General features: G+C 62.7%; 16 protein-coding genes and 3 pseudogenes. 13 read left to right on the top strand and 6 right to left on the bottom strand.

Translation table 11 applies throughout. From position 1 onward, the window contains the following. The first annotated feature begins 167 nt into the window (after nucleotides 1-167). From EI171_RS29595 to EI171_RS46815, 5 genes and pseudogenes are all read left to right on the top strand, one after another. Nucleotides 168-1,502, top strand: a complete 1,335-nt coding sequence (locus EI171_RS29595) for a GH1 family beta-glucosidase (protein WP_161535424.1) — start codon at nucleotides 168-170, stop codon at nucleotides 1,500-1,502. After that, a complete protein-coding gene (gene glk / locus EI171_RS29600; protein WP_161535425.1) occupies nucleotides 1,499-2,473 on the top strand; it encodes a glucokinase in 975 nt (324 codons plus the stop codon). Before EI171_RS29595 ends, glk begins: the two co-directional genes overlap by 4 nt. After that, nucleotides 2,466-3,431 carry a 1-phosphofructokinase family hexose kinase gene (locus EI171_RS29605; RefSeq protein ID WP_202633027.1) on the top strand — a complete coding sequence of 322 codons (966 nt, stop codon included), beginning with the start codon at nucleotides 2,466-2,468 and terminating at the stop codon, nucleotides 3,429-3,431. The genes glk and EI171_RS29605 overlap by 8 nt, the downstream gene beginning before the upstream one ends. Next, complete coding sequence (locus tag EI171_RS29610) at nucleotides 3,424-4,539, top strand: SbmA/BacA-like family transporter (protein WP_161535426.1); 1,116 nt, start codon at nucleotides 3,424-3,426, stop codon at nucleotides 4,537-4,539. The genes EI171_RS29605 and EI171_RS29610 overlap by 8 nt, the downstream gene beginning before the upstream one ends. Nucleotides 4,540-4,585: 46 nt before the next feature. Further along, a pseudogene (locus tag EI171_RS46815) lies at nucleotides 4,586-4,805 on the top strand (MFS transporter); the annotation flags it as partial. A gap of 213 nt (nucleotides 4,806-5,018) precedes the next feature. Here EI171_RS46815 and EI171_RS29615 read toward each other — a convergent pair. Genes EI171_RS29615 through EI171_RS29625 form a run of 3 tightly spaced genes read right to left on the bottom strand, consistent with a single transcriptional unit; the run spans nucleotide 5,019 to nucleotide 7,413 of the window. Then, the gene (locus tag EI171_RS29615; protein WP_161535427.1) at nucleotides 5,019-6,437 is read right to left on the bottom strand and encodes a HAMP domain-containing sensor histidine kinase; all 1,419 of its coding nucleotides are present in this window, start codon (nucleotides 6,435-6,437) and stop codon (nucleotides 5,019-5,021) included. Beyond that, entirely contained in the window at nucleotides 6,434-7,099 is a 666-nt protein-coding gene (locus EI171_RS29620; protein ID WP_161535428.1) for a response regulator transcription factor, read from the bottom strand. The genes EI171_RS29615 and EI171_RS29620 overlap by 4 nt, the downstream gene beginning before the upstream one ends. Continuing rightward, nucleotides 7,099-7,413, bottom strand: coding sequence for a PepSY domain-containing protein (locus EI171_RS29625; protein WP_161535429.1), 315 nt, complete (start codon nucleotides 7,411-7,413; stop codon nucleotides 7,099-7,101). Before EI171_RS29625 ends, EI171_RS29620 begins: the two co-directional genes overlap by 1 nt. A 148-nt stretch (nucleotides 7,414-7,561) precedes the next feature. Between EI171_RS29625 and EI171_RS29630 the strand changes: the two genes are divergently transcribed. From EI171_RS29630 to EI171_RS29640, 3 genes are read left to right on the top strand one after another with little or no spacing between them, the layout of a single operon-like run. Continuing rightward, nucleotides 7,562-7,831 (top strand): PepSY domain-containing protein, encoded by a 270-nt coding sequence (locus EI171_RS29630; protein WP_161535430.1) that lies wholly within the window; start codon nucleotides 7,562-7,564, stop codon nucleotides 7,829-7,831. 10 nt (nucleotides 7,832-7,841) lie between these two features. Further along, complete coding sequence (locus tag EI171_RS29635) at nucleotides 7,842-8,408, top strand: cytochrome b/b6 domain-containing protein (RefSeq protein WP_161535431.1); 567 nt, start codon at nucleotides 7,842-7,844, stop codon at nucleotides 8,406-8,408. A 41-nt stretch (nucleotides 8,409-8,449) separates the two neighbouring features. Beyond that, nucleotides 8,450-9,145: a VIT1/CCC1 transporter family protein gene (locus tag EI171_RS29640; protein ID WP_161535432.1), complete on the top strand. Its 696-nt coding sequence runs from the start codon at nucleotides 8,450-8,452 to the stop codon at nucleotides 9,143-9,145. A 58-nt stretch (nucleotides 9,146-9,203) separates the two neighbouring features. On the opposite strand, the gene EI171_RS29645 is transcribed toward EI171_RS29640, so the two are convergent. Next, nucleotides 9,204-10,556, bottom strand: coding sequence for a ferric reductase-like transmembrane domain-containing protein (locus tag EI171_RS29645; RefSeq protein ID WP_161535433.1), 1,353 nt, complete (start codon nucleotides 10,554-10,556; stop codon nucleotides 9,204-9,206). A 276-nt stretch (nucleotides 10,557-10,832) separates the two neighbouring features. Between EI171_RS29645 and EI171_RS29650 the strand changes: the two genes are divergently transcribed. Further along, nucleotides 10,833-11,285 carry a hypothetical protein gene (locus tag EI171_RS29650; protein WP_246740287.1) on the top strand — a complete coding sequence of 151 codons (453 nt, stop codon included), beginning with the start codon at nucleotides 10,833-10,835 and terminating at the stop codon, nucleotides 11,283-11,285. A gap of 140 nt (nucleotides 11,286-11,425) precedes the next feature. Here the strand turns inward: EI171_RS29650 and EI171_RS29655 are convergent. Both EI171_RS29655 and EI171_RS29660 read right to left on the bottom strand, forming a co-directional pair. After that, nucleotides 11,426-11,542 (bottom strand): annotated as a pseudogene (locus EI171_RS29655) (EF-hand domain-containing protein); the annotation flags it as partial. A gap of 525 nt (nucleotides 11,543-12,067) precedes the next feature. Continuing rightward, the gene (locus EI171_RS29660) at nucleotides 12,068-14,353 is read right to left on the bottom strand and encodes a heavy metal translocating P-type ATPase (protein WP_161535434.1); all 2,286 of its coding nucleotides are present in this window, start codon (nucleotides 14,351-14,353) and stop codon (nucleotides 12,068-12,070) included. A gap of 123 nt (nucleotides 14,354-14,476) precedes the next feature. Between EI171_RS29660 and EI171_RS29665 the strand changes: the two genes are divergently transcribed. From EI171_RS29665 to EI171_RS29675, 4 genes and pseudogenes are all read left to right on the top strand, one after another. Further along, entirely contained in the window at nucleotides 14,477-14,785 is a 309-nt protein-coding gene (locus EI171_RS29665; RefSeq protein WP_161535435.1) for a hypothetical protein, read from the top strand. Between the two features lie 72 nt (nucleotides 14,786-14,857). Continuing rightward, nucleotides 14,858-14,968: pseudogene (locus tag EI171_RS45885) on the top strand (arsenate reductase); the annotation flags it as partial. A gap of 450 nt (nucleotides 14,969-15,418) precedes the next feature. Continuing rightward, nucleotides 15,419-16,606 carry an acetyl-CoA C-acyltransferase gene (locus tag EI171_RS29670; protein ID WP_161535436.1) on the top strand — a complete coding sequence of 396 codons (1,188 nt, stop codon included), beginning with the start codon at nucleotides 15,419-15,421 and terminating at the stop codon, nucleotides 16,604-16,606. A gap of 158 nt (nucleotides 16,607-16,764) precedes the next feature. Next, nucleotides 16,765-18,339, top strand: coding sequence for a TRC40/GET3/ArsA family transport-energizing ATPase (locus EI171_RS29675; protein ID WP_161535437.1), 1,575 nt, complete (start codon nucleotides 16,765-16,767; stop codon nucleotides 18,337-18,339). Nucleotides 18,340-18,478: the final 139 nt, after the last annotated feature.

Raw genomic sequence — 18,478 nt, forward strand, 5'->3', positions numbered from 1 at the left:
GCAACAATCTAACGATACGAATCCATCGCACGGCGCGGCCCGGGCTTCTTGACCTATCTCAATACCACCCGGAACCGGCATGACTACCAATGTCGCAGGAGCCCGAGATCCAACTGGCCGCGCAACAGCGTCCGGCCATCGATCGAGCAGGACCAAGCAGGTCGTCCATGCCGACAACGCAACTGCCAAATACCGCCAGCCTGCGCCCCGATTTCATCTGGGGCGTTTCCACATCCAGCTTCCAGATCGAAGGGGCAACTCAGGAGGACGGGCGCGGATTGAGCGTCTGGGACATCTATTGTCGGACCGGTGAAATCAAGAATCACGATACCGGCGACGTCGCCTGTGACCATTATCATCGCTACCGCGAAGATGTCGGTCTCATGAAGGCGCTGGGCGTGCAGGCGTACCGGTTCTCGGTCGCCTGGCCGCGCGTCCTGCCACTCGGGCGCGGATCTGCCAACGAGGCCGGCCTTTCATTCTATGACCGGCTGATCGACGAGCTCTTGGCCGCCGGTATCGAACCGTGGCTGTGCCTGTATCATTGGGACCTTCCGCAGGCCCTGGAGGAGCGCGGTGGCTGGCTCAACCGGGAATCGGCCGTGTGGTTCGCCGACTATGCGAGCTTGGTCGCCGCGCGCTTTGGCGACCGGGTCAAGCACTTTGCGACATTCAACGAGCCGTCGATGTTCAGCCTGTTCAGCCGTTCGCTCGGCAAGCGCGACAGCAGCAGCGAGGACAAGCTCCACCGCATGATCCACAACGTGAATCTCGCCCACGGGGCGGCGGTGGATGTGCTCCGCGCTAACGTGATCAACGCCTCGATCGGCTGTATCCATAATCGACAGCCATGCCGGCCTTCCAGCGCAAGCGAGGCCGATGCAGCGGCCGCAGCACGCCTGGATGTGTACTGGAATGCAGCCTTTCCGGATCCGCAATGCCGCGGCGAATATCCGCTATCTATGCGCGCGGCGATCGAACCGCATATGCAGCCCGGTGACCTGACGCGGATTTGCCGTCCGCTCGATTGGTTCGGGCTGAACCACTATAGCCCGGTCTACGTGAAGGCCCGGGCGGGTTCAATGCTGGGCTACAGCTTCGGCGACAAGCCGGCCAGCGTCCCCTTGACCCCGATCGGATGGCCGATCGATCCCGACGCTTTCAGTCAAACACTGCAGGATGTGCACGCACGGTATGGCCTCCCCATCTACGTGCTCGAGAATGGCTATGGCGATTCCGGCCAGCCCGACCAGACCGGTGCGGTGATCGACCCGGGCCGGATAGAGTTCTTGAAGGCCTATATCCACGCGATGAACGAAGCCGCTGCCCGCGGCGTCGATGTTCGTGGCTATTTCGTTTGGTCGCTGCTCGACAATTTCGAATGGGACTCCGGGTACAGCATCAGGTTCGGCCTGACCTACGTTGACTATGCTTCGCTGCGGCGAACCCCGAAATCGTCGTTCGGCTGGTATGCCGGATTGATCAGGGCAATGCAGCGATGAAAGCTCCCCCCTTAGGACGAACTGTCCTGCTTGGAGACGTTGGAGGCACCAACGCCCGCTTCGCGCTGCTGATTGACGGCACGGTCAGCGCCACAGCTCACACGGCTGTCAGTGACTACGCCACATTTCAGCAAGCGCTCGCTGCCTATCTCGGCGCTTCGACCAAGGCCGGTCAAATTGCTCACGCGATCCTTGCGGCTTCCGGCGTGGTTCAGAATGGCCGCTGCGCGCTCACGAACAATTCCTGGGTGATCGATGCAGAGGAGCTGCGCCGGACTCATGGATTCTCGACCGTACGTCTGATCAACGACTTCGAAGCCGTCGCATGGGCCCTGCCTCGGCTTGGCCCGAGCAGTCTGCTGCAGCTGGGTGGGCGGCAGCGGGTCTCAGGAGCGCCCCTTGCTGCACTCGGCCCCGGCACCGGCTTGGGAATGGCGGTCAGCATGCCGCACCCCGGCGGGCAGATCGTAGTGTCCAGCGAAGGGGGCCATTCCACAATGGCGAGCGGTTCCTTGCGCGAGGATGCCGTCATCGAACATTTGCGGCGACGCTTCGGACATGTGTCGGCCGAACGGGTTCTGTCAGGCGCAGGACTGGAAAACCTCTATGACGCTCTCGCCTCGATCGACGGCGCGAGCCCATCAAGACGTCGCGCCGCCGACATCACGCGGGCCGCGATCGAGGGGACTTGCACGATCAGCCGCAGCGCCGTTGACATGTTTTGCGCGATGCTGGGGTCTGTCGCGGGCAATCTGGCACTGGCATTGAATGCGAGAGGCGGGATATTCATTGGCGGTGGCATTTTGCGCCATATGCCTGACTATCTCGCCGCGTCCCAGTTTCGCCAGCGCTTCGAGGAGAAGGGGCGGCTCCGAAAATTCCTGGAACCCATACCGGCCTATCTCATCCTGCACGACGACGCTGCGTTCGTCGGCCTTCGTAACCTGATGGAGGTCGAAGGCGTTGGCTGAGATACCGCAACTCGACATCGTGACCCTGACCATCAACCCGGCTGTCGATATCTCGACCTCGGTCAAGAAGATGGTGCCCTACACGAAAATGCGCTGCGCCGAGCCTCAGCGCGATCCCGGCGGTGGCGGGATCAATGTGGCCCGAGTCCTGAGACGGCTCGGCCTTGAAGCGACCGCAGTCTATCCGGCCGGCGGCGCGACCGGGCAAACCCTGACGGCGCTGGTTGAACGCGAGGCCGTGCGCAGCATCGTGATCCCGATATCGAACGATACCCGAGAAGACATCACCATTTTCGACGAGACCAGCCGGGAGCAATTTCGACTGGTGTTTCCGGGCGCCTTCCTCAGCGAATTTGAATGGCAGCAATGTCTCGACGCAATTGCGCGTTTCAGTCCGCAGGCTGCGTTTGTCATCGCAAGCGGCAGCCTGCCGCCGGGAGCGCCGGCCGATTTCTTCGGCAGGGTGGTCCGGGCATCGAAAGGGGCGGCCAAGGTCATCGTTGATACGTCCGGCGCCTCGCTCAAAGCCGCGCTGGAAGCGGGCGTCTATCTCATCAAGCCCAACCTTCGGGAGTTTCAGGAGCTGGCGGGGATCAGTAGCGCCGACGAGTCCTCGCTCCTGGAGGCGGGCCGCCGCCTGATCGATCGTTATCGCATCGAGATCATTGCCCTCTCGATGGGCCCCGGCGGGGCCCTGCTCCTGACGCGCGACATCGCCTTGCGTGCGAATGGCCTTGCTATGGAGCCTGTCAGCGTTTCCGGCGCAGGCGACAGCTTCCTTGGGGCGATGGTGTCGCGCCTCGCCAATGGCGACAAGCTCGATAGCGCCCTGCGTTATGGCGTTGCCGGCGGTTCGGCGGCGCTGCTCAGTCCCGGAACGGGGCTTTGCCTCGGTGCGGACGTTCATCGCCTCGCATCCAGCGTGAACGTCACAATCATAGCCGGCTATCATGCTTAGCAACGAGACATACCACTCGCCCGGCGAACGGCAGTTGCTGCTGCGCTTCTGGAAAAGTGCCCGCGGCTTCTGGAAAGGCAAGTCGGCGGGCTGGGCCTGGCTTCTCACCGTGTTGCTCATTGCGACGGTTCTTCTGCAACTGCTGACCCAGTACTCGCTGAACTTCTGGAACCGCGACTTCTTCAACGCGGTCGAACGCAAGGACGAGAAGGAGCTTCTGAGCCAGGCGATACGATTCATCCCGCTCGCCGCGGCCAGCCTGTCGCTCGCCGTCTTCTCGGTCTGGGGCCGTATGACGCTCCAGCGAAAGTGGAGAGCCTGGCTCAGCGATAAGCTTTACCGCTACTGGCTGGAGCGGGATCGTTTCGTGCGACTGAACTTCGTGGCGGGAGACTATCAGGCCCCTGAATATCGAATCGCGGAGGACGGCAGACTGGCAACGGACCTCCCGGTCGACCTCGTTCTCGGGCTTCTCGCCTCTCTGCTGACAGCGGCCACCTTTATCGGCATCCTCTGGGCGGTTGGAGGCAACGTCACGATTGACGCAGGGAGCCTCACCGTGACCATTCCCGGATATCTCGTGGTTGCCGTCGTCATCTATTCGATTGTCGTGGCAGCCACGACAATGCTGATCGGTCGCCGGCTGACGCACGTTCTTGAGGAGAACAAGCGGGCTGAAGCGCAACTAAGGGCCATCGGGACCCATGTACGCGAACGCGGAGAGGGCGTAGCCCCCGAAACCGAAGGCGAAGATGGACTCCGCACCATTCGCCCCGCCCTCAAGGCAGTGATTGCCGCGTGGCTGGATTATTGCTGGCAGCTCATGCGCCTGACACTCATAACCCACACGAACTCGCTGCTGACACCGGTGATTGGTTTGCTGCTTTGCACGCCGAAATATGTTGCCGGCACAATGCTGCTTGGCGAGGTTGTCCAGGCGGCGGCAGCCTTCGTCGCAGTGCAGAACGCCTGCAGCTGGTTTACAGACAACTATCCCCGACTCGCGGAATGGGCTGCTTCAGCCAACCGGGTTGCGTCGCTGCTTATTGCGCTCGACAGGATCGATCACCCCGCCGTGGAACATGGGCCGGCACGCATGCGGAGCTAATCCCGCAGGAGCAGGCATGTGTGCTGTCGAAGCTCTGATCATCCTATTCGCCTTCGTCATCAGTTTTGTCGCAGGCGCCGCATTGTTTGACGGCGCGTTCCTATCCCCTCGTTTGCCGTCTCCGTTCTCGCGTTCAGACCGTGGACGCCGGGCTGCCATATTGCCAAGCGGCGCGTTCTTTGTCGGCACGCTTCTCGTCGCTGCATTCCTCCCGTCGACACGGTGCCCCTGGCATTCTGACGATCATGGTTGCGATTTGGTTGTTGCGCACTCAATGACTTCGCGTTCGCCTCGGTTTGTTTGATCGGCATCAAAGGTGTGAATCGGGGCAGGGGTCAGGCTGTTGCAGATATCGGCAGTAACGCTGGGAAATGGCCGAAAATGTCGGTCTCTCGTATTGGCGACGCGGCGTCTACCGCACGCGCAGCCGCTTCTCCGGCAGCGCTCTCGCGCCGCTGACGCCCGCGGTCTGCGAGGCGTCAGGCTCGTTGCGGCGAAGTCGAAGACGCGATCGATTCTTTTGCGGAAGGGCTCGGAAGCTTAGGGACCGCAGATCTCGGAGCGATTGTCGCCTTCAGCCCGCCGAGTTCCGACTTCGAGAGTTCCAGTTCCCACTCGTACGCATCCAGTACATCCTGGACAATGGCAAGACCCAGACCGGCCGCTCCTCCCCGCTCGTCCAGGCGGGTGCCGCGCTCGAGCACGCGTAACAGGTGGGTCGGTTCGATGCCTTCGCCGTCGTCTTCGACGACAAGGGATGGCCGATTTTCATCGGTGGTGATGCGGACGCATCCTGCGGCATGGCGCGCAGCGTTTTCGATCAGATTACCGAGGACTTCCGCAAGGTCGCTCCTGTCGAGCGAAACGCAAAGATCATCGGCCACAAGGTTCTCGAATCTGACTTGCGCGCCCTCGGGAGTGCGCGACAGAGTCGCGAGGATAGACCCCACGAGCGGCTTCACGGAAGCGGATGTTGCTGCGCCGCCTCTGGCGCGCCCGCGAACCCTGGCGCGCGCGAGCTCGCGGTCGACGTGGCGGCCCATGGCTTCGCCGACGGCCTCAATGTCCCGAGCGATGTCGCGCTCGCCCCGCTCCCGGAGGCGCGAGGCATCGGCCGCAAGGGCAGCAAGCGGCGTCTTCAGCCCGTGCGCTAAGTCCGCGGCGCGACCGCGGGACCGTTCGATTTCGTGTTCCTGAGCATCAATGAGTGCGTTGACTTCCTCGACCAGAGGGTGGACTTCCGTCGGGACCGACGACGGCAGATGCCGGATCCGCCCCGCTCTGATATCGGCCACTCCGCGGTGCAGCGCGACGAGCGGGCGCAAGCCGACGCTGACCTGAACCCACGTCGCTAGGGCCAGCACGAAGCCGAGAAGAGCGAGCGCTGTCGCAAGATCCTTGGCGAACGCCAAGGTCGCCGCCGATACCCTCGCCAGGTCCTCGGCGACGGCCAGACGGACGATCACCGGCTTGCCGTCCGCTGAGAGGCTGACGGCGCGCTCGGTGACCAGCACGCGCTGGCCTCCCGGTCCCGTGGCTTCGTGCTGATGGATTTCGCCCGGCCGTAGCCGGTCTGCGGGGAGGGTCATCGCGGAATCCCACAGCGAGCGCGAACGCAGGACCTGCCCGCGGTCGTCGCCGACCTGCCAATAGAGCCCGGAAAGAGCATCCGCGAACCGCGGATCGACCGGCGTCTGCATCAACACCAGCTTGCCTTGCGGGTCGACGTCGATGCCCGCAAGAAGCTGCTTCAGATGGACGTCGAGATCCTGGGCAAGGGTGCGCGAGATATGGCGTTCGAAGACCACGACGAGCGCGCCGCCGGCGACCGCAAGCGCGATCAGGATCGCAATGACCCCGCCTGCGACCAGTCGCAGCCTGAGCGAATGCCGGTTCATGCGGGTTCCTCGGGCATCAGATAACCGAAGCCGCGCCGCGTCTCGATCGCATCCGCACCCAGCTTCTTGCGCACGCGGCCGATCAGCACCTCGAGCGTGTTCGAGTCGTGCTCCTCGCCGTGGCCGTAGACGTTTTCGTCGATCTCCTGTTGCGACACGACTCGGCCGCGATTTCGGAGGAGATGGGCGACCAGCTTATATTCGAGCGGCGAAAGCGTGATCGGCACGCCGCGGCGGGTCACCTTCATCTGCCGCTCGTCGAGCACGATCTCGCCGGCGGTCATGACCGAGGAGCCGTGCCCCGTCGACCGGCGCACGATGGATCGAAGCCGCGCCAGCAGCTCCTCCATCCGGAACGGCTTCGGCAGATAGTCGTCGGCGCCGGCGTCGATCCCGTCCACCCGCTCGGCCCAGCTTCCGCGTGCCGTAAGAATGAGGACCGGCATGTTACGTCCATTGGCGCGCCAGCGCTTCAGGACCGCAAGGCCGTCCATGCCGGGAAGACCGAGATCGAGGATAACGGCTCCAAAATCCTCGGTGTCGCCGACGAACCAGGCGTCCTCGCCGTTGGCGACGGTTTCGACCACGTAGCCCGAGGCTTCGAGCGTGCGCGAAACATCAGATGCGATCCGCGGGTCGTCCTCGACAACAAGCACGCGCATCACTTCTCCTTCGTCCGTTCGACTTCGCCGCTGCGGGCATCGATATGGATCTCGAAGACCCGCCCCTTGTCGTCGACGACCCGCAATTCGTACTTCCAGGCACCGGCTTCCCGTTCGAGCTTCACGCCCACGACGTCGCCGGGCAGCCTCCCCCGAACGACATTCAGAATGTCCGCAAGCGGACGGATCTCGCCGGCCTCGACGGCTCGTCGTGCGTCGTCGTGATCGCGGGCGAATGCCGACGCCCCGCCGCCCGCAACCATGATGGCGGCAGCAAGGATCAGGGTCCGAAGTCGGTGCGGGCGTAAGGCCATGAAGCAACTCGTCATCCGGAAGATATGGATGCCAGATATCACCTGACAAATAGCTGACTTGCCTCAACAGGCGTCGGTCAGCCAGCTTCTGGCAGGTTGCCCCACATCGCCGACGCATGGTGCGGCCGGCCACCGTCAGGAGATACCTATGCGCAAGATCGCCATTCTTACCGTCGCCGCCGTCGCGCTTGGGGCGGCGGCCTCCGCCCAGGCCGGCAGCCTCGGCAAGCCCTGCACGACAGCCCCCGAGGCCCAGTGGCTGCCCATGGCGCAATTGCAGGTCGAGGCCCAAGGCTACAAGGTCCAGAAGGCCAAGCTCAAGAACGCCTGCGGCGAGCTCTACACGCTCGACAAGAACGGCAACCGGGTCGAACTGTTCGTCGATCCGACCAATGGCCAGATCATCGGCCAGATGTAGTGGTTCGCAAATGAGAACCGTAAGCAACACGATCGGAGCCGGCGGCGCGATGCCGCCGGCCACGGTCAAGGTATGGGATCCGTTCGTCCGGATCTTCCATTGGTCCCTGGTCGCCTTCTTCGTGGTGGCCTACGCCACCGGCGATGAGATCGAGCGGGTACACGTCGCCGCCGGCTACGCCATCGCGGGCCTTCTCGCGATCCGCATCGTCTGGGGCTTCGTCGGGCCGCCGCATGCGCGATTTTCGCACTTCGTTCGTCCGCCGCGCGAGGTACTCGCCTATCTGCGGGACGCCGCGCTGCTCAGGGCACCCCGCTACATCGGGCACAACCCTGCGGGCGGAGCGATGATCGTCGCGCTCCTCGTCGCGCTGGCCGGCACGTGTGCGACGGGCTACATGATGACGACGGACACCTACTGGGGCTCCAAGCTGGTCGAACACGTCCACGAGTTCTTGGCCAACCTGACCGTCGGCCTCGTCGTGGCGCATGTCCTTGGCGTGCTGATCGCAAGCTTCGAGCATCGCGAAAACCTGGCCGCGTCCATGATCTCCGGCCGCAAGAGGGCTGCTGATTAGGCAGCCCTCTTCAAACCTAAACCACAACCAGGAGCGTTCCTGTGCCAGCCACCCCGCACATCGAAAAGCACTTCACCTCCTCCGAAAGCGTCCGCGACGTCGTGATCGGGATGGCCGACGGCTTGACGGTGCCGTTCGCGCTGGCGGCCGGTCTTTCCGCGGCCGTCGCCAACACTGACGTGATCGTCACCGCGGGGCTCGCCGAGGTGGTCGCCGGCGCCATCGCGATGGGCCTCGGCGGGTATCTCGCCGCGCGCACCGACGCGGAGCACTACGCGGCCGAAGAACAGCGCGAACACCATGAAATCGACCTCCTGCGCGAACGAGAGATCGACGAGGTGGAGCAGATCTTTCGCGAGTACGGCCTCGAAGGAGAGGCGCTGAAGTCTGTCGTCGGCGCGGTCGCGTCAAACAGGCAGCGATGGGTCGACTTCATGATGCGCTTCGAACTGGGACTTGAACGTCCCGATCCGAAGCGCGCGCCCATCAGCGCTGCAACGATCGGAGGCTCGTACGTGGTGGGCGGCTTGATTCCGCTCGTGCCCTACATGTTCACGAAAGACATCGGGACAGCCCTGCAGATCTCGGTCGCTGCAACCGGCATGGCCCTGCTTTGCTTCGGGGCGGTCAAAGGGCATTTCACCGGCGTTAACAAGATCAAGTCCGCGCTGCAAACCTTGCTCGTTGGCGGATTGGCCGCTGGGGCCGCCTACTGGCTCGCACACTTGTTCGGCTAGATACATGACACAGATAGTTCGTAGAAAATCGAAGTAGGCAACTCTTTCGACCTCTCCGTCAGCGCATCGCGAAGAGCTCCTGGTGGAACCGCTCTTTGACAGGAAAGCCGTGCGTGCTGAAGTCTCGCCTGAGGGCGCCACCGAAGGCGGTCGGACCACAAAACCAGATGCTCGCCTTGCGCCACTCAGGTACGGCTTCGCGAACGCGTTCGCCGGTCAGCCGTCCATCACGAGCGTCGATAAGAACGTGCAGGCGGACATCGGCTGACCGCGCATCTGCTGCGAGCTTGCCAAGGGCCTCCTCGTCGACGTCAGCCGTGGTGTGGAAGAGGTGAACCGTCTGCACCATAGGGCAATCGGGAGCTCCCTTGCGCATGGCCAACTCTTTCATGCGGGCGACGAAAGGCGTGATGCCAATACCACCGCCGATCCAGATCTGGTGTGGGCAGTCATCATCGAAGGTGAAGCAGCCATAGGGCCCCTCGACCTTCACCTCCTGTCCAATGCGGAGCTTCTCGCGCAGCCGGCTGGTGTGGTCCCCGAGTTCCTTGGTGATGAAGGTGATCTTGGGGTGTTCAGCGTTCCAGCCGGACGCGATTGTGTACGGATGCGCGCCCTCTGAGGCGTCCGACCTGGCAAAGGCGAACTGACCCGGCTTGTGGCCCGACCATCCGTGCAGCACCTCGATTTCGGTCTCGAGTGCTTTGACGCCAGGATAATACTGCAGCGAGGTGATCCTGCCCTTGACCTGCCGCCCGGCGCCCACCCGACGCAAAAGGACAAGAACGGCCGCCCACGTACCGCAGGCAAGCAGCACACCCATGGTCCAGCCGAGCGGTGACATCCAGTAGCTGAACTTCGTCAGCGTGACGGCGTGAAAGACCAGCACCAGATACGCAAGGGCGAGCAGCAGGTGTGTCTTGTAGAAGAGCCGGTAGGGAAAATACTGGATCAGCGCCAGCGCGATGAGCACTACGGCAGCGTAGAAAGCCCACTCGCCAAGCCCCTCCGCAGTTCCATGCAGGGTCCCAAGGAAGACCTCGATCGGGTTCTCGATGGTGGGCCTTGCCCCACGCTCCGGTCGTGCCAGTAAACCCCAGCCGACCAGCCACTTCGGGCCATTGGCCCAGAGCCAGTGGACAATGGCAGTCACAAGGGCTGCGATGCCGAGCCATTTGTGCAAGCGGTACATTTTGTCGAGGCCGCCCAGCCATGCCTCCGGCCAGCGCGGTCGCAGGGCGAGGATCATCGCCATGCTCATGCACCCGATTGCGAGTACGCCGCTTAGCTGCACCATCCTCTCGCGAAGTGGGAAAAAGGGCCCAGGCCCAAATGGACGGGGTTCCGCAACCAGCCAGAGCAGGACGAGAACAGCCAGAGTCCCCCAAAATGCTCGCTTGAGATTTTGCATGCTGCCTTCTCTCATGACGATATCAGCGCCAGCTTGAACTGATCGAGCAGCGTTGCATTGAGCTGACTCAAGGCTGCTTGTCACGGTGTTGCACGCTAATCAAAGGAGGCCCGGAGTTTCTTCAGCTAGTTGGCTAACGACCGCGCGGTGACTGACCTGCAAGGCATACTGCGTCGTGGGGCCGCAGCTCATTCGCCCCGGACTTTGCTCCAGCGCAAGCTCTGGCCGTCGCCGTCCTCCTATCTGCGAGCAAATAAATTCTTCGGAGAAAGCCCGGTGACCCTTCTGACCAAGTCACTCATGCCCGTAGTCGTCGCGTTCGGGCTTGCCATGGGGCCACCTGCCTTCGCCGCTGGACCGCACGCGCATGACGGACCAGCCGCGACGGTCCAGCTTCGGCTAGACCACGGCAAGAAGTGGTCGACGGACGATGCCCTGCGCCGCGGCATGGGCGAAATCCGTGTCGCTATGGCGCAATCGTTGACGCCCATTCACAACAATGTGTTTGCGCCTGCGCAATATGAAGCCCTGGCGACGCGTCTCCAAACGCAGATCGACTATGTGGTCGGAAACTGCAAGCTGCCCGAACAGGCCGACCAGCAACTTCACCTTGTCCTCGAGCAGATCATCGACGGTGCGGCCGATGTGAAGACCCAGGCTGGCCGCAATCGCGGGGCGATAAAGGATAAAGATCGTGCGGGCGCTTGCTCAATACGGCGAGTATTTTGACCATACGGGCTGGCAGCCGCTGGAACATTGATATGCCGCGGCGGCGGAAGCGCCGCTCGCCGCCGCGCATTGTCCAGAGACGTCACGCAAGCCAATGCTGACTCGGCGCAAGACCTATGCTCTCCTGCCCGGAACGGCTGCTATTGCTGCGGGACCGAGCTCCTCGTCCCGTGCATGAATGCCAGCATTTCTTCCAAGGTCAGCTTGCCATCCTTGTTGCTGTCCATTGCCTTAAAAATTCGTTCGTGAGCTACCTGACCGATCCTTGATGCGGCCTTAGGCAAATCAATGCTAAGCGTGCGAGTTAGGTCTCGATCGCATTTGGACACGGCTCTTCACTCGAAACGAGGGTCAATACGCATGCGGGACCACCGTCTGTGGGCCTCCTCGATAGTGATGGGGCGTCCGGATGGTTGGATACATCGCGCCGGGGCCGCTCTGAACACCAGCCATTCCGTAAGCACTGTAAGGGTCAGTCACTCGGCTTGCGTGGGGAACACTCGATTTCGGGCCGCCCTGATACACGTGCTCGTCGACGCGAAGCGAGTTCTGAGCCATGCTCGCCTCCGTCAGGAATGGGACCAAGAGTGCTCCTGCCAAAATAGATCTTATGATCATGATTTTCCTCCCACGTGGTTTGTGTTTGAGGAGAATCTATCAAAGCGAAGAATTCAACCCACGCACTGATGCAGATCAATGGGTCAGGAACGCTGGGCGAAACTCGATCCGACCTAGAGCGCGACGATGTACATTCGGTGTGGACCGTACAGAAGGGCGGTCACCTATGCCGCCACGGCTTCGTAAATATCCTCCTCTTGGGCTGTGTGCATGCGCACTAGCGTTTCGATCGCCTCGATCACTCGTTGGGCATCTCGGACAAGATAGCGATCGACCTTCTCTGACGGCAGATCCTCCACGATCCGATCGAGTAACCGCGCGAGGTGCAGTATCTCGCGATGTGCACGGCTCATGGCAGCGAGGCCGTGGCGGTCGCGAAGCACCTCCGCAAGCTTCGGATAGACGCTGTCCTCATCGTCGCGCTCGTGTATCACCACGCTACTCTGAACAAGGCGCTGAGCTTCGCCAATCAAAGCCGAGGCGGATTCGGGCGTCGCGTCGTCCAGCGCATCAATGATTCTACGCAAGCGGTCGAGGTCTTTGACCAGGGCCTGATGATCGTGATGCAACGACAGCCCCTGTTCCTCGGTGATGCGCGCGCCGCCTCTGCCGCTTCCCGGAGTGAGCGCCCGCAGCGCGTTCAGAATGACTGCAACGTCGATGACCTCCTGCACGATCGCCGCCGGCACGGGATCAAGCCAGCCCACGGCAGCAGCCACCATTGCCACTAACGACAACCCCATGCCGACAACAATGCTCTGCAGGGCGATACGCCGTGCCCGCTGCGCGATCATGATCGCCTCGCCAACGCGATCGAGCCGGTCGGCCAAAATCACTACATCTGCGGCCTCGGACGAGGCGCTTGCGCCGCGCGCGCCGAGCGCAACCCCGGTATCCGCCACGGCCAGCGCCGGGGCGTCATTGATGCCATCGCCAACCATGATGGTCGGATGCAACCGCTGTTCCGTGCGCACCGCCTCGACCTTGTCCGAAGGGACCCGGTCGGCCAGCACGGCGTCAAGATCGAGCGCTGCACCGATGGCCTGCGCTGCGGCAGCACGGTCGCCCGTAACCATGACCATTCGCGCGATGCCAGCATCGCGGAGCAGCCGGATCGCTCGCGGCGTATCAGCTCGTAACTCGTCTGCAAGCAGCAGCGCACCGATCGGACGGCCATCCACGGCGACAAAAACGATCAGAGCCGAGCGCCACGAGGCTCGCCGGACCGCCCGCAGCTCCCACGCCGACAGCTCGGCATGTGAGAGAATCATCTCTCGCGACCCGGCGGTGACCTGGCGGCCGTCGATCAGGCCGCTCAGGCCAGAACCCATGGCTTCTTTGACTTGTTCGGGCGCCTTCAGCTTCAGGCCGCGATCGACGGCCGCCGCAACCACGGTTTTGGCAAGCACGTGATGCGAGGCCTGCTCAAGCGATGCCCCAAGCGTGAGGACCTCGTCCGGATCCTCCCCCGGCGCAACCTCAACCGAAAGCAACCGCGCCCCGCCCACCGTCAGGGTGCCGGTCTTGTCGAACAACACCGTGTGCGCGCGAGCCAGCGCCTCCAGCGCCCCTCCGCCTTTGGCCAGGATGCCGCGGCGGGCCGCCTGCGCCACTCCGGCGATAAATGCGACTGGCGCGGCCAGAATCAGGGGACAAGGCGTCGCTGCCACTAGCACAGCGAGGCTCCGGGTCAGATCACCGGAGATCCGCCACGCCACGAAGGCGACGACGAGCGTCACCGGCAGGAGGATCAGCGCAAAGCGATCGGCCAGCCGCACGAACGGAGCCTTCGCTGTTTGCGCCGCCGTCACCATGCGTACGATGCCGGCGTAGGTGCTCTCGCCGGCCGGCGCGGTCACGGTCAGCTCGAAGGTCTCACCCGCATTCAGAGAACCGGAAAGAACTGCGCTGCCGCGTGTCTTCTCGATCGGAATGGGTTCGCCGGTCACCGCGGACTCGTCGATGGTGGCCGAGGCCGAACCAACGATACCATCGACCGGAATGATCTCGCCGGCCCTGACCAGGAGTTCCTCGCCGACCGAGACTGCCTCGATCGGAACTTCCTCGATCTGCTCGCCAGTCTTGCGATGGGCCTGCCGCGGCGCCCGATCAACCAGGGATCGCAAGTCGCGTTCCGCCCGGGCGATCGCGATATCCTCCAGGACGTTGCCGCCGGAATACATCAGCGCAACCACGGCGCCGGCCAACGGCTGGCCGAGTGCCAGCGCCGCGCTCATCGACAGCAGCGCAATCGCGTCCACGCCGAGGCGGCCGCTCAGAAGATCCCTAACGATCGAGACCGCCAGTCCGCCGATCACGGGCGCCGTGCCGAGCTCCCATGCGAGATCGGCCAGATCGGGCCGGCCCGCCACTTGCGCGAGAATACCCGCGGTCAATCCTGCGATTGCAATCGCAACCAGGGTCCATCGCAGGACCCGCTCAAACGACATGGCTTCGTTCCATAGTTACATGGGCGCCACTCTCTCCCGAAACCGGTTTCGTCGCTTGAGCAGAATCAACCGCCGAGACAAGGGAATGCTATCCGGAGACCGTCCTTAAGGGGCAGCCATGACGTGGATCAACATCTGTCCGATCGTCGGGCCGATACTTCGTTGCAGGAGGCTATCATGTGCATTCTAGCTCAAGTTCTAGCGGTGATTTTCCTGCTGTCATCAGGCGCGGCATGCTTCGCCGACGAGATAGGAAAGCCCGAACGTTCCTCGCCAGCCCTGACGAATGGCGAAGGTCAGCCAAAGGTGACGAAGCCAACGCAAAAGGATACTCATCGGCTACAGGAGATGATGGACCAGAGGGACTGGGATCACCGCAAAGCTGGCCGCGACTGGCGGATGCGGGGCGATAAAGAGAACCTGGGCCACTAAAGGACCGCCACTCCTTAGATTCACCCAGATGGAGCCCCGAACGAGCGCTCTCTTCAACGCGATCGTTGCACGACGCGTATAGGCGTAAAACTGTGTCGCCCATCGGAAGCGGTGCTGGATCTCTTGCCAAACCCGCACATCGGGCGGTTCGTGAAGGAAGACGGCGAGGTCGTCGAGACCTGACGAGCGCACATTTTCTTGCTGCGAATATTGGTGTGCTCGCCCTGCAGCCACGAAGTTCGCGGTAGCCCACGGGCACACCAAACGAGCTCGACGAGCTACACCTCTATGCCTGTTGCGCGTCTTTGGTGTTGAGCCGATACTCGGGCTCTAGTCTTCATCGCAGCTAGGCTGCGAGCCATCGCGCGACGTCTTCCGGTTTGGCAAGGCCGCCCGGCGTGTACCACCTTGCCGTTGACGACAATACCGGGCGTCGATGCGATGCCAGAGCGCGGCGTGCCTCAAGCGTGCCGAGAACAGACCATTGCTATCCGTATTTTTGTTACCTTGCAGGCCGCTGGTCACTCCCGTCCGTTGATCCATCGCAACAAGGGCTCCCGCCAGCGTTGCTATTGAACCTCGGCAGACATCCCATCGCAAAAGCGATGCAACTCGAAGAACGGGAGATGACTCATGGCCAATAGGGAAGTCGTAATCTGTTCGCCCGTGCGCACCGCTATCGGCACGTATGGCGGCACGCTGAAGGATCTGCCCGTGGTCGATCTCGGTGCCGTGGCGATCCGCGCAACGCTTGAGCGCGCGAAACTGTCGCCCGACGATGTTGGCACCATCGTCATGGGCAACGTAATTCAAGCCGGCAACAAGATGAACCCGGCCCGGCAAGCGGCCATCAATGGCGGCGTCCCCGTCGGTGTTCCGGCGCTGACAGTCAACCGGGTCTGTGGCTCGGGCGCGCAGGCGATCGCGAGCGCTGCTCAGGAGGTGATGCTCGGATTCATTGACAGCGCGGTTGCCGGAGGCATGGAGAACATGGACCGTGCCCCGTATCTCATGGGCTCCGGGCGGTGGGGTTATCGCATGGGTGATGCGAAGATATTCGATGCGATGCTGATGGACGGTCTCAACGATGCCTTCTCCGGTCAACATTCCGGATGGCATACGGAAGATCTCGCAGCCTCGCATCAGATCACCCGCGAAGAGCAGGACCGTTGGGCCGAACGCTCGCAAAAGCGCTTCTCCGCGGCTCAGGCTGGCGGCAAGTTTGCCGCTGAAATCGCGGCAGTCGAAATTGCCTCCCGCAAGGGCCCGACAAAATTCGACAAGGACGAGCACAATCGACCGGAGACAACGATGGAAAGCCTCGGAAAGCTGAAGCCGGCGTTCCGTAAAGACGGCACCATCACGGCCGGCAACGCACCCGGGCTCAATACCGGCGCGTCAGCCATGATCGTGGCCGATCGCGCCTGGGCCGACAAGAAGGGCCTGGCGCCCATGGCACGCCTAGTCGCCTACGGGATAGGCGCTGTCGAACCAGGTATGTTCGGATTGGGGCCGGTTCCGGCGGTGAAGCAGGCGCTCGAACGGGCCGGCTGGAAAACCTCGGATATCCAGCGCATCGAGATCAACGAAGCCTTCGCGGCGATCGCAGTTGCGGTTGCGAAGGACCTGGGTCTCGACGCAGGCATCGTCAACGTGGAAGGCGGTGCGATCGCGCATGGTCATCCCATCGGTGCCTCCGGCGCGGTGCTCACCACTCGATTGCTGCATTCGATGAAACGCGACGGCATCAAGAAGGGTATCGTCACCCTTTGCATCGGCGGCGGCCAGGGGATTGCGCTTGCGCTTGAATCGGTGAATTGAGCCTGCTTCCGCGAAGTATGGGCGCGCTTGTGCGCGCCGGTTTTCCGGCGTGCCTGAAGCATTGAGCCGATGAATTATCTTGAACGCAATGCTCATCGCGGCATCGGGACCGATCGGCAAATCGTCGCCTGACCGCACCGGCCGCAGGACAGCTTATGATGCCCCACTTTCGCGCCTTGAACGCCCCGACCCCGTATCTATTTTTTACCGGAAAGGGCGGCGTCGGTAAGACCTCGCTTGCTTGCGCTACCGCCGTTGGCCTCGCCGACCGTGGACTTTGCGTTCTTCTCGTCAGCACCGATCCTGCGTCGAACCTCGACGAGATGCTCGAAGTTACGTTGACCGATCGCCCGACGCCGGTGCCCGACGTGGCCGGACTTTCGGCGATGAATATCAATCCCGAGTCTGCTGCCGAGAGCTATCGCACCCGGGTCCTCGAACAGCTCGGACCGGAGGTGACCGCCGGCGAGCGATCGACTGTGCGCGAGCAGCTCTCCGGGGCTTGCACCACTGAAATAGCCGCCTTCGACGAGTTCGTGGGGCTACTGGACGGCGATATGGCGGGGTTCGATCACATCATATTCGACACGGCCCCGACCGGCCATACTCTACGGCTGCTCAGCCTGCCAAAGGCGTGGACCGGCTTTCTCAAGGACAACGATCGGGGGGCATCCTGCCTCGGGCCGCATTCAGGTTTGAAGATGCAGGAGGACCGCTTTCGCATGGCGCTCCAAGCCTTGGGCGATTCCAAACGGACCACCATCGTCCTCGTCACCCGCGCCGATCAGGGCGCGATCCGCGAGGCGGCGAGAACGTCGGGCGAACTCGATGCGCTCGATCTCTCGAACCAGCTCCTCGTGGTGAACGGCCGCTTCCACGCCGCGGATCGAACAGACGCCGTCGCGGTTGCCCTTGAGCAAGATCAGGACGAGGCGCTGGCGGCAATGCCTGCGTCACTCACGAAACTTCCGCGAGACGAAATCCCGTTGCTTGGTTTCGATATCGTCGGTCTTACGGCTTTGAGGGCGCTCTTGTCGCCCTCCAGCCAGCCGCCAGTTGCTGCCACTATGCCAAGCGCCGAACCGGTTGACCTGCCGGGCCTGGGCCGGTTGGTCGATGACATCGCGCGGGATAAGCACGGCCTCGTCATGGTCATGGGCAAGGGCGGCGTCGGGAAGACGACGATTGCTGCCGCCATCGCCGTGGGATTGGCCAAGCGGGGTCATGCCGTCCACCTCAGCACCACCGATCCCGCAGCTCACGTCGCCTTCGTCGTCGATGGCATCATTCCCAGGCTGACGGTCGACCGGATCGACACCCGGGACGAGACGAAGCGGTATGTCGCGAAAATCCTGGAGAGCCGGGGCCGTGACCTCGACGAGCAAGGCAAAGCTCTGCTGCTTGAGGACCTCGCTTCGCCATGTACTGAGGAAGTGGCCGTCTTCCATGCCTTCTCGCACATTGTTGCGGAGGCTCGTAGCGACTTCGTCGTACTCGATACCGCGCCCACGGGCCACACCCTACTCCTGCTGGATGCGACCGGGGCCTATCATCGCCAGATGACAAGCCAACTTGCGCCAAGCGGTGGTGGGCGTATCGTCACCCCGCTGATGAGGCTGCGCGGCAAATTCGAAGAGCCCGCCGGCGAAGACCAAGGGTGGTCTCAGCAAGGCACAGCTGAGGAAGAGCGAGGCGCAGCATCGCAGCCACTGCGAGCAAAAGCAGTGGGCTAAGATTGACCCGTTTGGGTCATGTCGGAAATGGCCGGTGCTATGTGGATGGCTTGTGCGGTGACCATAAGAAGCCTCCATTTCTTTGATTTCATCGCCGGACGGTCAGCAACATTTGCGAAGTGTCAATCGCATCTGAGCA

The sequence above is a fragment of the Bradyrhizobium sp. LCT2 genome (assembly GCF_009931255.1).
In the GTDB taxonomy this organism is placed as follows: Bacteria; Pseudomonadota; Alphaproteobacteria; order Rhizobiales; family Xanthobacteraceae; genus Bradyrhizobium; species Bradyrhizobium diazoefficiens.

Bases quoted from the DNA above. Each gene is read 5' to 3' on its own strand.
- EI171_RS29660 (WP_161535434.1), bottom strand. From the start codon at position 14,353: ATGTCGTTTGAGCGGGTCCTGCGATGGACCCTGGTTGCGATTGCAATC.
- EI171_RS29635 (WP_161535431.1), top strand. From the start codon at position 7,842: ATGAGAACCGTAAGCAACACGATCGGAGCCGGCGGCGCGATGCCGCCG.
- EI171_RS29620 (WP_161535428.1), bottom strand. From the start codon at position 7,099: ATGCGCGTGCTTGTTGTCGAGGACGACCCGCGGATCGCATCTGATGTT.
- EI171_RS29630 (WP_161535430.1), top strand. From the start codon at position 7,562: ATGCGCAAGATCGCCATTCTTACCGTCGCCGCCGTCGCGCTTGGGGCG.
- EI171_RS29675 (WP_161535437.1), top strand. From the start codon at position 16,765: ATGCCCCACTTTCGCGCCTTGAACGCCCCGACCCCGTATCTATTTTTT.
- EI171_RS29645 (WP_161535433.1), bottom strand. From the start codon at position 10,556: ATGCAAAATCTCAAGCGAGCATTTTGGGGGACTCTGGCTGTTCTCGTC.
- EI171_RS29610 (WP_161535426.1), top strand. From the start codon at position 3,424: ATGCTTAGCAACGAGACATACCACTCGCCCGGCGAACGGCAGTTGCTG.
- EI171_RS29595 (WP_161535424.1), top strand. From the start codon at position 168: ATGCCGACAACGCAACTGCCAAATACCGCCAGCCTGCGCCCCGATTTC.
- EI171_RS29615 (WP_161535427.1), bottom strand. From the start codon at position 6,437: ATGAACCGGCATTCGCTCAGGCTGCGACTGGTCGCAGGCGGGGTCATT.
- glk (WP_161535425.1), top strand. From the start codon at position 1,499: ATGAAAGCTCCCCCCTTAGGACGAACTGTCCTGCTTGGAGACGTTGGA.
- EI171_RS29670 (WP_161535436.1), top strand. From the start codon at position 15,419: ATGGCCAATAGGGAAGTCGTAATCTGTTCGCCCGTGCGCACCGCTATC.
- EI171_RS29625 (WP_161535429.1), bottom strand. From the start codon at position 7,413: ATGGCCTTACGCCCGCACCGACTTCGGACCCTGATCCTTGCTGCCGCC.